Source organism: Paenibacillus sp. 102 (genome assembly GCF_039549175.1).
GTDB lineage: Bacteria > Bacillota > Bacilli > Bacillales > Bacillaceae_G > Bacillus_A.
Genome location: NZ_JBCGHT010000001.1, coordinates 344851 through 360414 on the forward strand (window position 1 = coordinate 344851; position 15564 = coordinate 360414).

At 37.6% G+C, this 15564-nt stretch carries 17 protein-coding genes; all 17 read right to left on the minus strand.

The genetic code is table 11. The annotated features are described in order from the left end of the window. Positions 1–5 precede the first annotated feature (5 nt). Positions 6–1166: an ADP-forming succinate--CoA ligase subunit beta gene (gene sucC / locus AAIE21_RS01755; protein WP_016115965.1), complete on the minus strand. Its 1161-nt coding sequence runs from the start codon at positions 1164–1166 to the stop codon at positions 6–8. A gap of 194 nt (positions 1167–1360) precedes the next feature. After that, complete coding sequence (locus AAIE21_RS01760) at positions 1361–2134, minus strand: ribonuclease HII (protein ID WP_343265200.1); 774 nt, start codon at positions 2132–2134, stop codon at positions 1361–1363. Between the two features lie 64 nt (positions 2135–2198). Next, entirely contained in the window at positions 2199–3062 is an 864-nt protein-coding gene (ylqF, locus tag AAIE21_RS01765) for a ribosome biogenesis GTPase YlqF (RefSeq protein WP_343265201.1), read from the minus strand. 22 nt (positions 3063–3084) lie between these two features. Continuing rightward, positions 3085–3636, minus strand: coding sequence for a signal peptidase I (gene lepB, locus AAIE21_RS01770; protein ID WP_343265202.1), 552 nt, complete (start codon positions 3634–3636; stop codon positions 3085–3087). A gap of 101 nt (positions 3637–3737) precedes the next feature. Further along, the gene (gene rplS, locus AAIE21_RS01775; RefSeq protein WP_033672113.1) at positions 3738–4082 is read right to left on the minus strand and encodes a 50S ribosomal protein L19; all 345 of its coding nucleotides are present in this window, start codon (positions 4080–4082) and stop codon (positions 3738–3740) included. 149 nt (positions 4083–4231) lie between these two features. Then, on the minus strand, positions 4232–4963 hold the full coding sequence (trmD, locus tag AAIE21_RS01780; protein ID WP_343265203.1) for a tRNA (guanosine(37)-N1)-methyltransferase TrmD: 732 nt from the start codon (positions 4961–4963) through the stop codon (positions 4232–4234). Further along, positions 4963–5478 (minus strand): ribosome maturation factor RimM, encoded by a 516-nt coding sequence (gene rimM, locus AAIE21_RS01785; protein WP_343265204.1) that lies wholly within the window; start codon positions 5476–5478, stop codon positions 4963–4965. Before rimM ends, trmD begins: the two co-directional genes overlap by 1 nt. Positions 5479–5598: 120 nt before the next feature. After that, positions 5599–5826: a KH domain-containing protein gene (locus AAIE21_RS01790; RefSeq protein ID WP_343265205.1), complete on the minus strand. Its 228-nt coding sequence runs from the start codon at positions 5824–5826 to the stop codon at positions 5599–5601. A 14-nt stretch (positions 5827–5840) separates the two neighbouring features. Beyond that, on the minus strand, positions 5841–6113 hold the full coding sequence (rpsP, locus tag AAIE21_RS01795) for a 30S ribosomal protein S16 (RefSeq protein WP_000268748.1): 273 nt from the start codon (positions 6111–6113) through the stop codon (positions 5841–5843). Positions 6114–6213: 100 nt separating this feature from the next. Then, on the minus strand, positions 6214–7563 hold the full coding sequence (gene ffh, locus AAIE21_RS01800) for a signal recognition particle protein (protein ID WP_343265206.1): 1350 nt from the start codon (positions 7561–7563) through the stop codon (positions 6214–6216). A 12-nt stretch (positions 7564–7575) separates the two neighbouring features. Continuing rightward, complete coding sequence (locus AAIE21_RS01805; RefSeq protein ID WP_000891064.1) at positions 7576–7908, minus strand: putative DNA-binding protein; 333 nt, start codon at positions 7906–7908, stop codon at positions 7576–7578. Positions 7909–8041: 133 nt separating this feature from the next. After that, entirely contained in the window at positions 8042–9031 is a 990-nt protein-coding gene (gene ftsY / locus AAIE21_RS01810) for a signal recognition particle-docking protein FtsY (RefSeq protein WP_343265207.1), read from the minus strand. A gap of 14 nt (positions 9032–9045) precedes the next feature. After that, the gene (gene smc / locus AAIE21_RS01815) at positions 9046–12618 is read right to left on the minus strand and encodes a chromosome segregation protein SMC (RefSeq protein WP_343265208.1); all 3573 of its coding nucleotides are present in this window, start codon (positions 12616–12618) and stop codon (positions 9046–9048) included. A gap of 153 nt (positions 12619–12771) precedes the next feature. Further along, complete coding sequence (gene rncS / locus AAIE21_RS01820) at positions 12772–13509, minus strand: ribonuclease III (protein WP_343265209.1); 738 nt, start codon at positions 13507–13509, stop codon at positions 12772–12774. A 59-nt stretch (positions 13510–13568) separates the two neighbouring features. Next, positions 13569–13802, minus strand: a complete 234-nt coding sequence (acpP, locus tag AAIE21_RS01825; protein WP_000786063.1) for an acyl carrier protein — start codon at positions 13800–13802, stop codon at positions 13569–13571. 71 nt (positions 13803–13873) lie between these two features. Continuing rightward, positions 13874–14614 carry a 3-oxoacyl-[acyl-carrier-protein] reductase gene (gene fabG / locus AAIE21_RS01830; protein ID WP_343265210.1) on the minus strand — a complete coding sequence of 247 codons (741 nt, stop codon included), beginning with the start codon at positions 14612–14614 and terminating at the stop codon, positions 13874–13876. Continuing rightward, a complete protein-coding gene (gene fabD / locus AAIE21_RS01835) occupies positions 14608–15558 on the minus strand; it encodes an ACP S-malonyltransferase (RefSeq protein ID WP_343265211.1) in 951 nt (316 codons plus the stop codon). The genes fabG and fabD overlap by 7 nt, the downstream gene beginning before the upstream one ends. Positions 15559–15564 lie beyond the last annotated feature (6 nt).

Here is a 15564-nt window from a genome sequence, read left to right on the forward strand (position 1 = left end):
TTCTATTAGCCCACTAGTGAAACAATTTTTTGTGCACCGTCTGCCATAGATTCTGCTGCAACAATATTTAAACCAGATTCATTTAAAATTTTCTTACCTAACTCAACATTTGTACCTTCAAGACGGACAACAAGTGGTAATTCAAGGCCTACTTGTTTTGTCGCCTCAATAACACCTTCTGCAATTACATCACATTTCATAATGCCACCAAAAATGTTAACGAAAATGCCTTTTACATTTTTATCAGAAAGAATAATTTTGAAAGCTTCCGTAACTTTTTCAGCTGTAGCACCGCCACCAACATCTAAGAAGTTAGCTGGATCACCATGATAATGTTTAATAATATCCATTGTTGCCATTGCTAATCCTGCGCCATTAACCATACAACCAATATTTCCATCTAAAGGAATATAGTTTAAGTCGTATTTAGAAGCTTCGATTTCTTTTGGATCCTCTTCTTCAAGATCACGAAGTTCTAAAATATCTTTATGACGATATAATGCATTAGAATCAAAGTTTAATTTTGCATCTAATGCCATAACTTTCCCATCACCAGTTGTAACAAGTGGGTTGATTTCTGCAATAGAGCAATCTTTTTCGATATAAGCACGATATAAGCCCATCATAAACTTCACAGCTTGTCCTACAAGCTCTTTTGGAATATTAATGTTAAATGCAATGCGGCGTGCTTGGAAACCTTGCAGGCCTACTGCTGGATCAATATATTCTTTAAAGATTTTTTCCGGTGTTTTTTCTGCTACTTCTTCAATTTCTGTTCCGCCTTCCTCAGAAGCCATTAGAACAACTTGAGAAGTCGCACGGTCTAATACTAGACCAACATAATATTCTTTTTTAATATCGCAACCTTCTTCGATAAGTAAGCGTTTTACTTCCTTACCTTCAGGACCTGTTTGATGCGTAACAAGCGTAGTACCTAATATACTTTCCGCATATGTACGAACTTCTTCTAAATTTTTCGCAACTTTTACACCGCCAGCTTTGCCGCGTCCACCAGCGTGAATTTGCGCTTTTACTACACATACATCTGTTCCTAATTCTTTTGCTGCTTCTACAGCTTCTTCTACTGTAAAGGCAACTTTCCCGTTCGGAACGCTAACCCCATAGCTTCTAAGGACTGCCTTACCTTGATACTCATGGATATTCATGGTCCCATCCTCCCCTATTTTCCTGTTTTACTCAAAAAGTTTTTTAATGTTTAAAAAACACTACATTGCCATTGTATAAAATGATTGCCACGCTGTCTACAATAAAGTGTCAGAAAACTGAAATCGCTTTATTCTTTTTTGAAAATAGTAATGTTAATATACGAAAATAAAAAAATAAGCTGTGGATTCACAGCTTATTTTTGAATCATATCTTTAATTGGCGCAAATGTTTTTCGATGTTCTTCTAATACACCATACGTTTCAATCGCTTGCAAATGTTGTTTTGTTCCATAGCCCATATGCTGTTCAAAACCATATTCCGGATGTTCCTTACCTAGTTCTTTCATCATACAATCACGTGTGACTTTCGCAATAATGGATGCGGCTGAGATAGAAATACTTTTTGCATCTCCTTTAATAATAGACGTTTGGGGAATTGGAGTAGGAAGTTTCATTGCATCAATTAATAAATGCTCCGGTGTACATGATAAATTTGCAATCGCATCTAACATGGCTTGTTTCGTTGCTTGATAAATATTTATTTCATCAATAACTTGCGGTGACACAATCCCAACACCAATTGCAATAGCTTCCTCGTTAATCACGTCATAAAAACGCTCACGTTTCGCTTCACTTAGCTTTTTAGAGTCATTTAACCCCGGTATATAGAAATCTTCTGGAAGGACGACAGCAGCCGTAACAACAGGTCCTGCTAGAGGCCCTCTTCCCACTTCATCGATACCAGCAATGTATGTAAATCCTTTTTCACGTAACGCTTTTTCATACTTTGACATTTCTAAAAATTTCGTTTTTTCCTTTTGCGCTAACTCTTTTTGTTTATACCACTTCAAAATTAACTTTTGAACACCTTTCCGTTCATCTTCTTTCAACATTTGAAAACGTTCATCTTCTTCATTCGTAATTCCTTGTAGCAAACCTTCCGCTTCTTGTATAGTAATTTTTTGCATCAGTGTACACTCCTTTTAAACATAGCCAAAAAGAAAAGACGCACAAACGCACGCCCTATACTTCTTATACTTCTTCTACAAACTCATCTGGTGTTTCAAATGTCATTTTTCCAAGTTTACCACCGCGAAGCTCACGAAGAACAAGTTCTGATGTTTTGTCATAATCAACAAGGCCACCGCCCATTAAACATCCTCTATTCTTTCCAACTGCATCAAATAATTCTACGATGTCTTCTGGAATTCCATTTAATTTATAACGCTCTTGTAAGCGTTCTGGATAATGTTTTTCCATAAAACGAAGTGCATAAATCGCTACATCTTGTAAATTTAAAATAGAATCTTTAATTGCACCAGTCGTTGCAAGACGAAGTCCTACTAATTCATCTTCAAATTTCGGCCATAAAATACCTGGCGTATCTAAAAGTTCCATTTCTTTACCAACTTTAATCCACTGCTGCGCTGTTGTAACACCTGGACGATCACCAGTTTTTGCAATATTTTTCTTTGCTAACTTATTAATCAACGTTGATTTCCCAACATTTGGAATACCAACAATTAAAGCTCGAATTGCTCTTGGTCGAATTCCCTTTGCAATCATTTTGTCAAACTTTTCTTTCACAAGCACTTTACATGCCGCTGCAATTTCTTTCATGCCTTGTCCAGCTTGCGCATTAATCGAAATCGCTTTATGACCCTTCTCTTCAAAATAAGCAATCCATTGCTTTGTTAAGCGATCATCTGCCATATCAGCCTTATTTAAAACGACCAACCTTGGTTTATGTGTAATAATTTCATCAATCATCGGATTTCGGGAAGATAAAGGTAAACGAGCGTCTACAAGTTCAATTACAACATCGATTAACTTTAATTTTTCTGTTACTTGGCGCCTCGCTTTTGCCATATGCCCTGGAAACCATTGAATTGCCATGTTGCCACCTTCTTTTTTTCATTTATTTCACAATACGCGCATCTTTTAATGGCCAATATAACATATTCGCTTTTCCAATTACTCGGTCCATCGAAATCGTTCCAATCGTACGACTATCTTTACTAAAACGACGATTGTCACCTAGTACAAATAATTGACCTTTTGGAACGGTTTTCTTACCTGTAATTTCTTCAAGTTTGAAATCATATGTAAGTGGTCCATCAGCAAGTTGTTTTTTCTGCTTGTCTAAATACGGTTCCTCATAAGGTTTTCCGTTAATATAGAGTTTATCATTACGATATTCAACTTCATCGCCCGGCAGGCCGATAACACGTTTAATATAATCTTTGTCCTCTGTTGCTCGGAATACGATTATATCAAAATGCTTCGGTTCTCCAATGTGATAGCCGATCTTATTAACGATCATTCGATCACGATCATGTAGCGTAGGTGACATTGATACACCATCTACAAGAATTGGGGCAAAGAAAAACTGTCTAATGACTACAGCCAATACAACAGCAATTAAAATCGCTTTGATCCATTCTCCAAGCGAACTCTTTTCTTTCTTCATGTATTTCCCCTCCACAAATATGTAAGCTGATCGTATTATATCAAAATTCCATATAGATTGGAAAAAGGGAGCTTGTGCAATTACAAGCTCCCATACATATCTTATCGAATTTCTTTAATACGTGCTTTTTTACCGCGAAGGTTACGTAAGTAGTATAACTTAGCACGACGTACTTTACCACGGCGAAGTACTTCGATTTTCGCGATTCTTGGTGTGTGAACTGGGAATGTACGCTCAACACCTACACCGTAAGAAATCTTACGAACTGTGAATGTTTCACTAATTCCGCCACCACGACGTTTAATTACAACACCTTCAAAAAGCTGAATTCTCTCACGAGTACCCTCAACTACTTTTACGTGTACACGTAAAGTGTCACCAGGACGGAATGAAGGTAGGTCAGTTTTTAATTGGCCTTTTGTAATATCTGCGATTAATTGTTGCATATTCAATTCTCTCCTTTAAACAGATGCTCTTATAAAGTCTTAATAAATTACAGCGGAACATCGTTAATACGGCTACTTCTTTCAGTAGCACAAATGTTATAATAGCATATTGCTAGGCCTGTTGCAATAGAAAATAAAAGAAGTTTATACTACTCTTCTTTTATTTTCTCCATCCATTTTTCTTCTTGCTTTGATAACTCGCGTCCTTCAAGTAAATCTGGTCTACGCGTATACGTGCGGCGCAACGATTCCTTGTGGCGCCATTCTTCGATATGTTTATGATTTCCTGACATGAGTACATCAGGTACCTTCATGCCACGAAAATCAGCAGGACGCGTATAATGTGGATGTTCTAATAAACCTGTACTAAAAGAATCCTCGATCTGCGAATTCTGATTTCCAAGTACTCCCGGTAAAAGACGTACAACACTATCCGTAACAACCATAGATGCTAATTCACCGCCCGTTAACACATAGTCACCGATAGAAATCTCATCTGTTACAAGATGTTCGCGAATCCGTTCGTCATACCCTTCATAATGACCACATACAAAAATAACATGCTCTTCTTTCGCTAACTCCTCCGCCTTTTTCTGCGTGAAGCGCTCTCCTTGTGGACACATTAATACAACCCTTGGCTTACGCTCTGTTTCTTTTGTTGATTCTTCTACAGCATCAAAGATCGGCTGCGGAGTTAACACCATTCCGGCACCACCACCGTACGGATAATCATCTACACTGTTATGTTTACTTGTCGTATAATCACGGAAATTCACAACTCGAAGCTTAACCGCTTCTTTTTCTTGCGCTTTTTTTAAAATCGAAGATCCAAACACACCAGTGAACATCTCTGGAAATAATGTTAAAATATCAATTTTCATTATAGCAATCCTTCCATTACATGAATGGTTACTAGTTTATTTTCGATGTTAACTTGCAGTACAACATCATCAATGTATGGAATTAAAAGATCTTGCCCTTTTGGACGCTTAATTACCCATACATCATTTGCACCAGGAGATAGAATTTCTTTTATCGTACCTAACGCCTCTCCTTCTTCTGTTACAACGTTACAACCAATAATTTCATGGTAATAATATTCACCCTCAGCAAGTTCACCCAATTGCTCTTCTGGCACTTTTAATAAAGAACCCTTAAATTTCTCCACTTCATCTACATTGTTATATCCTTCAAATGTCAATAAATCAAATGTTTTATGTTGACGATGAGAAGTGATTTTTACTGGAAGTGGTTCTGTTCCTTTATCATTCCATATGTATAATGTATTCCCTACCTTATATCGCTCTTCTGGAAAATCAGTGCGAGAAATGACACGGATTTCTCCTCTAACACCATGAGTATTTACAATTTTTCCTACGTTAAACCATTTTGTCATAAACAGCATGTCACCCCTGTTTTCTATATATTTTAAGCATCTCCATTCCATATATGGAACATGCAACTTCTCTTAAAATGTTAAAAAAGGGAGAGGAATAGATCCTCGCCCTTTTCATATTTATTGAATTTCCAGTGTAACTTTTTCATGATTATGATGTCCCACTGAATACAAGAGCATTCGAATCGCTTTAGCAACCCGCCCTTGCTTTCCAATGACTTTTCCAACATCCTCAGGATGTACGGTTAATCGATACTTTATCTCTCCGTTGCAAAGTTCCTGTGTAACCTTTACATCTTCAGGATGATCTACAAGAGGCTTGACGATCGTTTCGATTAACCCATTCATAGCCATTGCCTCAATTACTTACCTTGTTTAGATAAGTGGAATTTCTCCATGATACCTTGGTTAGAGAAAAGATTACGAACTGTATCAGATGGTTTCGCACCATTTCCTAACCATTTTAATGCTGCTTCTTCGTCGATTTTCACTTCAGCTGGTTGAGCAACTGGATTGTAAGTACCGATTTCCTCGATGAAACGTCCGTCACGAGGAGAACGAGAATCTGCAACAACTACACGATAGAAAGGAGTTTTTTTAGCTCCCATACGTTTTAAACGAATTTTAACTGCCATTTATAAAGCACCTCCGAATTTATTTCACACAGATAATTATATTAGCAAAAAGACTATTGCTTTGTAAAGTATTTTTTCTTAACAGAGCTATCTTTTTTCCTTACATGAATGGAAACTTCAATCCACCTAGTCCTTTTTTCTTACCTTTTTGCATGCCTGTCATCGTCTTCATCATTTTTTTCATATCTTCAAACTGTTTCAGTAGACGATTGATCTCTTGTACTGTTGTACCACTACCTTTGGCAATGCGTTTTTTACGACTAGCATTGATTATTTCCGGTTGTTCTCGTTCTAAGATTGTCATAGAACGAATGATTGCCTCAATATGCCCAATTTGTTTTTCATCAACTTGTGCATTTTTCAGCCCTTTAATTTTATTTGCACCAGGAAGCATTCCTAGCAATTCATCAAGCGGTCCAAGCTGACGCACTTGTCCAAGTTGCTCCAGGAAATCATCGAGTGTAAACGAAAGCGTACGCATTTTTTGCTCAAGTTCTTTTGCTTTTTCTTCATCAACTGTAGCTTGCGCTTTTTCAATTAATGTTAGCACATCACCCATACCTAAAATACGAGATGCCATGCGCTCAGGATGGAAGGCTTCAATTGCATCTAACTTTTCACCCATACCAGCAAATTTAATTGGTGTGTTTGTTACAGCTTTAATAGATAATGCTGCACCACCGCGCGTATCACCATCTAATTTTGTTAAAACAACACCTGTTAAACCTAACTGATCATGGAAGCTCTGTGCAACATTGACCGCATCTTGTCCTGTCATCGCATCGACAACCAGGAAAATTTCATCCGGTTTAGCAACTTCTTTCACTTTCGCTAATTCATCCATTAGTTCTTCATCAATGTGCAGGCGACCTGCTGTATCGATTAAAACATAGTCATGATGATCTTCTTTCGCTTTTGCAATCGCTTGTTTCGCAATTTCAACTGGATTTACTTGATCCCCTAATGAGAAAACAGGCATGTCCAATTGCTTCCCTAATGTTTCAAGCTGTTTAATTGCTGCTGGACGGTAAATATCTGCCGCAACAAGCATTGGTTTACGATTGTGCTTTTTACGAAGCAAATTCGCAAGTTTACCTGTTGTCGTTGTTTTACCTGCACCTTGCAGACCAACCATCATAATAACAGTTGGAGGCTTATTAGCGACAGCAATTTTACTTTGCTCTCCGCCCATAAGTTCTGTAAGTTCTTCCTGTACAACTTTAATTACTTGTTGTCCAGGTGTCAAACTTTTCATTACATCTTGTCCGACAGCACGCTCAGACACACGCTTTACAAAATCTTTTACTACTTTAAAGTTAACATCCGCTTCTAAAAGAGCAAGACGAACTTCTCTCATCATTTCTTTCACATCGGCTTCAGAAACTTTTCCTTTGCCGCGGATTTTTTGCATCGTCTGTTGAAGTCGGTCGGCTAATCCTTCAAATGCCATATTGCCGCCCTCCTAATCTAATTTTTCGATAGCTTCAACAACTTGTTTCATTTCTTTATTCACATGCTCTTCTTCGCTGATTAGCTGTTTTAGCTTTGCAACAAGTCGCTGTCGCTCTTGAAACTTTTGAAGTAATACTAATTTTTCTTCATATTCTTCAAGCATCGCTTCAGTCCGTTTAATGTTATCATACACGGCTTGGCGACTTACATCAAATTCTTCCGCAATTTCACCAAGAGATAGATCATCTAAATAATAAAGCGACATATAACTTCTTTGTTTTTGCGTTAACAACGATTGATAAAAATCAAATAAATAATTCATTCTCGTTGTTTTTTCGAGCATGTTGGATCATCCTTTGTTAAGTGATTTCCCTTTACATGAATTAGTTTACATGGAGTATAAAAGAGTGTCAAGTTTTTTTCTTAACATCCTATATTTTTTATAAAAAAGAAGCGGAAATACCGCTTCTTTCGCTTTATATTTCTTCTTTTTCTACTAAGTTCGCAAATAAACCATACACATATTGCTCTGGATCAAATTGCTGTAAGTCGTCCATTTGCTCTCCAAGTCCAACAAACTTCACTGGTACATCCATCTCATTACGAATTGCTAATACGATACCACCTTTAGCAGTTCCATCTAATTTCGTTAAAACAATACCTGAAACGTTCGTTGCTTCGCGGAATGTTTTCGCTTGACTTAAACCATTTTGTCCTGTTGTCGCATCAATAACAAGTAATACTTCATGAGGAGCACCTGGAACTTCACGTTCAATAACACGTTTCACCTTTTCTAGCTCTTTCATTAAGTTTACTTTATTTTGCAGACGACCTGCTGTATCACATAGCAAGACATCTACTTTACGAGCTTTCGCCGCTTGAACAGCATCATACATAACTGCTGCTGGATCAGAACCTGATCCTTGTTTAATAACTTCCACCCCAACGCGGTCGCCCCATACTTCTAACTGTTCAATTGCCCCTGCACGGAACGTATCACCTGCTGCTAATAGGACAGACTTGCCTTCTGATTTAAATTTATGTGCCATTTTACCAATTGTTGTTGTTTTCCCAACACCATTAACGCCAACAAATAAAATAACAGTTAATTGATCTTGTTGCATATTAATTTCATTACTAAATTCTTGGTCACCTTTGTAAATCCCTACTAATTTCTCTGAGATAACAGCCTGTACGTCTTTCGGATCCTGAATGTTACGACGCTGTACTTCTTCTTTCAGCTGATCAATAAGTTCCATCACTGTCGCAACCCCAACATCTGCACCAATTAAAATTTCTTCTAATTCTTCAAAGAACTCCTCATCAACTTTACGATAGCGATACACTAAATCATTTACTTTATCTGCAAATGAATTTCTTGTTTTTTCTAACCCTTGCTTAAACTTTTCAGTTACAGTATCTGTTTGTTTTGAAATCTTTTCTTTTAATTTTTTAAAGAAACTCATTTTTCCCATCCTTCCTATTCGCTTGTAACAAGCTCTTCTTCTCCGTCACCTAAACGAACGGAAACAAGCTTAGAGACACCTGATTCTTGCATCGTTACCCCATATAGTACATCAGACTCTTCCATTGTACCTTTTCGGTGTGTGATGACAATAAACTGCGTTTCATCACTGAACTTCTTCAAATACTGCGCAAAACGGGCTACATTCGCCTCATCAAGAGCAGCCTCCACCTCATCTAGTACACAGAACGGAACAGGTCGTACTTTTAGAATACCGAATAGCAATGCAATTGCAGTTAAAGCACGTTCCCCACCTGAAAGTAAACCTAAATTTTGCAATTTCTTACCTGGTGGCTGCGCTACAATATCAATGCCCGTATTTAATAAATCTTGCGGGTTCGTCATTACTAAATCTGCTCTTCCGCCTCCAAATAATTCACAGAATACAGATTGGAACTCTGTTCGGATCGCTTGGAATGTGGCAGAAAAACGTTTTTTCATTTCTTCATCCATTTCCATTATAACTTGGTGCAATGTCGCCTTCGCTTCTTCCAAATCATCCCGTTGCTCTAACAAGAATGTATGTCTTTCGGCTACCCGTTCATACTCCTCAATCGCTCCTAAGTTTACTGTTCCGAGCTCTTCAATAGATAGTTTGATTAATTTCACCTTTTTACGCGCATCCTCTGCAGGCATTGTCATCGTATATTTCAGTTTTGCTGCTTCAAATGAAATCGTATACGTTTCGCGTAAATGTTGCAATCTATTTTCTAATTCAACATCGAGACGATTGATTTTCACCTCTTGATCCTTTAAAACTTCGAGAACATATTTATGTCGCCCTTTTGTCTCTTTTACTTCACGCTCTATATGTTCTACCCGTTCTTGCAATGTCAGACGCTGCTCACGACGGGAACTAATTAATTCCGATGTTTGATTTCGATCGTATGCTTTCTTTTCAATCATATTCGTAATTTGCTCTTCACCACTTGAATTTGATGTCATTTCTTGCTTTAAGAACGCTAAGTCTTCCTTTGTTTTTACAAGTGTCCGCTGCGTTTCTTCTTGTTCTTTCGTTAAGCGATCTACTTTTTCTTTTTGGTTGGACAAACGTTGCTGCTTTTCTGCTGCTTGTACTTTCAGCTCCGTCATCTCCGCTTGAACTTTTTCTTTCGAAGAATGTTGCTCGCTTTTCTGCTTTGTTAAGGCAACAATTTTTTTATCCAGCTCTGTGATATCTTTTTGAAGACTCGCTAAAATTCCTTCTAGCTCTTCTTTACGCCCTTGCATTTTGACTTGATCTTGTAAAAAACCTTCTATTTCTAAGTCATAGATAGATAAACGATCATTAATGCGATGCTCTTCTAACTCTAGTTGATTAATTTCTTCTTTTAATTTTTGTTCATCTACACGCTCTTGTTCCGCATCATGACGTAATTCTTTTATCTTAACTTCTTTTTCTTGAATTTCCTGTTTTAACGCTTTAACGACGTTTTCTAACTTAGAAGTTTTTTCTTCCATTTCAGCAAGCTTCTTGCTCCACTCTTCTAATTCTCTCTGACGTCCTAATAAAGAAGATTTCGCTTGTTTTACAGCTCCACCAGTCATAGAACCACCAGGGTTCACAACATCGCCTTCAATCGTTACAATACGGTAGCGATATTGCAACTGCTTCGCTAACTCATTTGCACCTCTTAAATCTTTGGCAACAACGACCGTTCCTAATAAATTCGAAACTATGTTTTCATATTTATTATTATAATGCACTAATTCTGCTGCGACGCCTACAAAGGATGAATGTTGTTTTACCATTCTTAGCTGTTCAAAAGATAGTGATCTTCCCTTAATAACTGCCTGCGGTAAAAACGTTGCACGTCCATGACGATTTTGTTTCAAAAAGGCAATTGCCGTGCGAGCATGCTCTTCTGTTTGTACAACAACGTGCTGCATCGCTGCACCCAGTGCAATCTCCATCGCGATTTCATATTCTTTCGGTACAGTAAGTAATTCAGCTACCGCACCCTCAATGCCATGTAGTTTACTTTCACGGGCCTTCAATACTTCACGTACACCTTGATAAAATCCAGAATAATCCTCTTGCATCTCTTCTAGCATTTCTTTTCGAGAGCGTGCTTGTTGAACAAATTGATACGCTTGATACAATTTTGTTTCATTTTCACTATATTGCGCTTTGCATTTTCCAAGCGCCGCTTCTGTTTTTTGTATATTTGCAATAACGCTTGTCACTTTCTCTTTTACTTGTTCATAACCCTCTACAAGTTTTTCTTTTTTAGCTGTAATTTGCATACGCATTTGTACATATTTTTCATTTTCTTCATCAAGGCGTTGGTTTTTAGAGTTTTGTTGTTTGAATTGTTCCTCAAGCATAAATAGTTCATTACGATGACTTGCTTGTCGATTTAAAAGCTCAATATAGTCACCTTTTAAATGTTCAATTTGCTCTTCTAGGTTTTCTGCATATGTAGAAAGAAGTTTCTCATTTTCGTGCAACTTCTGTTCTAACTCTTTTACCTGATTTGCAAATTTCATGAGTTCTTCCGTACTTGTTTCAATTTCCCCATCGTCAACCTTGGTTTTTTCTGTCAACTCAATAATTAACTGCTCAAGCTGCGCACAATGCGTTGTTGCATTTTGTTTTCTTTCCTTTAACAATTCACGCTGCCCTTCTAATTTTTCTAACTCTTTACTAGAAAGAAGGAGCACTTCTTGCAAAGAATCTACAGATTCATCGATCGCTTGCAATTGTCCACGTAATTCTTCGAGCTCTGCTTCACTTTTTTGTAAATGCGTTGACATTTTTACTTCTTCATCTTTATTGTGTCCAAACTGTTTTCTAAGTGTTTCCCATTTTTCATGTAATTCTTCAATTTCATATACAATGAGAGCCGCTTCTACTTTTTCTAGCTCTTCTTTTTTCTCAAGATAGTCTTTCGCAATAGAAGCCTGCTGTTCGAGTGGTTCTACTTGACTACTTAGTTCATGAATGATATCTTGCACACGATTTAAGTTTTCTTGTGTTTCTGCTAATTTTCCTTCAGCTTTCTTTTTACGAAGTTTATATTTTAATACGCCCGCTGCTTCTTCAAATACACCGCGACGCTCTTCAGATTTACTACTTAAAATTTCTTCTACTTTCCCTTGACTAATAATCGAGAAAGCTTCTCGCCCCATGCCAGAATCCATAAATAAATCAACAATATCTTTTAAGCGACAAGACTGTTTATTAATAAAAAAGTCACTATCTCCTGAGCGAGAAACACGGCGCGTTACACATACTTCATTATATTCAATTGGCAAACGCTGATCTTCATTATTTAAAGTTAACGTTACTTCTGCAACATTAACTGCTTTTCGCGTATCACTTCCTGCAAAAATAATATCCTCCATCTTTGCACCGCGTAATGATTTTGCAGATTGTTCACCAAGTACCCAGCGGATTGCATCAGTAATATTACTCTTCCCACTTCCGTTAGGACCAACTACAGATGTTACACCCGGAACAAAATCAACAGATACGCGCTCCGCGAAGGATTTAAATCCTGCTATTTCTAATCTCTTTAAAAACACGAAAGGCCTTCCCCCTATTCTCCGTTGTTATAGTCTATATCTGTAAAAACAAAACAAGCTACTGCACGGATTCATATTTATCTTTTTATATCCAAATAAAAATAAAGTTTCATTCTATGCACAAGGAATCCCCCTCATGTAAAGGGGGATTCCTTATGATTGTTCTTTTAATTTTTTCAACGCCTCTGCAGCAGCTTGTTGTTCTGCCTCTTTTTTTGACTTACCGCTACCAAGACCAAGAGCCACGCCATTTAATGTAACACGTGACACAAATTCTCGATTGTGAGCAGGGCCTTTTTCTTGCAAAATTTGATACTCAATATTACCGCTACCATCACGCTGAATTAATTCTTGTAATTGACTCTTATAATCCATCACATGAGAAAAAGCACCTTCATTAATTTTTGGATATACAATTTCTTTTAAGAATCCCCAAACCGTATCTAATCCTTGATCAAGATAAAGGGCACCAATAAACGCTTCAAAGACATCCGCTAATAAAGCTGGTCGTTCACGTCCACCTGTCATTTCTTCCCCTTTTCCTAATAGCACAAGGTTACCAAATGACAATTCATTCGCAAAACGAACAAGAGATGGCTCACACACAATAGCTGCGCGTAACTTTGTTAATTCCCCTTCGCTCATTGTCGGATATTTTTGAAACAGATACTGCGATACAGTTAGTTCTAACACAGCGTCCCCAAGAAATTCAAGACGTTCGTTGTCTTCATGTGGTTTTTTTCGATGCTCATTCACATACGATGAATGCGTAAATGCTTGAATCAATAATTTTTCATCTGTAAACGTAATACTTATCTTTTGTTGAAATGTTTTAAAAGCTTCACGATATTTTGTTTCATATTTTTTTTCTCTATATTTTCGGTACGGCATAGGTCCCTCCAGATATAAGCCGAGAAAGCCCCGCTATAAAACGGGACTTCACTCAAACATTATAGATGACTCTCTATGTAAGTCACAGCATCGCCAACAGTAGCAATTTTTTCTGCTTCTTCATCAGAAATTTCCATTTCAAACTCATCTTCTAATTGCATTACAAGTTCAACTACATCTAGGGAGTCTGCACCTAAATCTTCTTTAAAGCTTGCAGCTGGTACTACTTCTGTTTCTTCTACTCCTAAACGATCCACGATGATTTTCGTTACACGCTCTAAAACATCTGCCATAATTCATTCACCTCCCCTCAAATATTATATTAAATATTTCACAAAAAAACTAGGTGAAATCGTTTCTTTTATTACATTACCATACCGCCATCAACATGTAATGTTTGTCCTGTAATATATTTGCTATGATCAGCAGCAAAAAATGTTACAGCATTCGCAATATCTTGCGCTTCTCCAAACTTAGCAGCAGGGATCAATTTCAACATTTCTTCTTTTAAGTTTTCTGCCAGTACCTCTGTCATATCGGTAGCAATAAATCCAGGCGCGATGGCATTTACAGTTATATTTCTACTAGCTAATTCTTTAGCAGACGTTTTTGTCAATCCTATTACACCTGCTTTTGCAGCAACGTAATTCGCTTGGCCTGGGTTTCCTGTAACACCAACAACAGAAGCAATATTAATAATACGGCCATGACGTTGACGCATCATGTAGCGAGATACTGCTTTCGTACATAAGAATACACCTTTTAAGTTTGTATTAATAACTGTATCCCATTCTTCTTCTTTCATACGCATTAATAAATTATCTCTCGTTACACCTGCGTTATTTACAAGAATATCAACTTGCCCAAATGTATCTACTGTTTGTTTTACCATATTTGCAACATCTTCGCCATTAGCAACATCAGCTCTTACTGCGATTGCTTCTGAGCCAAGTTTTTTTATTTCATCGACTACTTCATTTGCTTTTTGTTCATTGCCAGCGTAGTTCACTACAACCGTCGCACCTTGCTTTGCTAAATCAATTGCAATTGCGCGACCAATTCCGCGTGATGCACCTGTTACTAATGCTACTTTTCCTTTTAACATCCGCTTTCTCCTCTCAAATTTGAAATGGTATCTTTCAATGTCTCGTCATCATATATCGCATATACTTTAGCCGATGGAGCAATTGATTTCATAAGACCAGCTAGCACTTTTCCGGGTCCGATTTCAATAAACGTGTCTACCCCTTGCTCTACCATACGTTCAATCGACGGGTACCATAAAACAGGTGAATAGAGTTGTTCAATTAGCTTTTCTTTAATCTCTGCGCTATGCGTAATACAATCTGCCGTAACGTTTGCAACAACTGGAACATTTGCATTTTGGATTGTAATTTCATTTAAAACACCTTGAAATTTTTCAGCTGCTGGCTTCATTAATGAAGAATGGAACGGACCACTCACACGGAGCGAAATTGCTCGTTTTGCACCTTTTTCTTTCACTCTTTGAGAAGCGAGTTCTACTCCTTGTTTTGTTCCAGAAATAACAATTTGCTTTGTACTGTTCATATTAGCAATTTGCACAGCGTAACCTTCATTTGTTACTTCTTCTGTAACTTGTTTCAGGACATCTGGATCCGCTCCTAAAATAGCGGCCATTGCCCCTTCTCCACTCGGCACAGCTTCTTCCATATATTCACCACGTTTTCTCACAGCATACACAGCATCGTCGAATGTCAATGCTCCAGCTGCTACAAGCGCGCTATACTCACCCAAACTATGTCCTGCCACATAGTCTGGTGTAATATCATATTCTTTCAAAGCTGTTAAAATTGCAAAGCTTGTCGTCAACAATGCAGGCTGTGCATTTGTCGTTAATGTCAGTTTTTCCTGTGGCCCTTCAAAAATCACCTCTGAAAGAGACTCCTGTAAAACTTCATCCGCTCTTTGAAACACGCTTGCAACCTCTTGATAACTCTCCGCTAACTGTCTACCCATTCCAACTGCCTGTGAACCTTGGCCCGGAAAAAGAAATGCTAGTTTTCCCATTTCAAA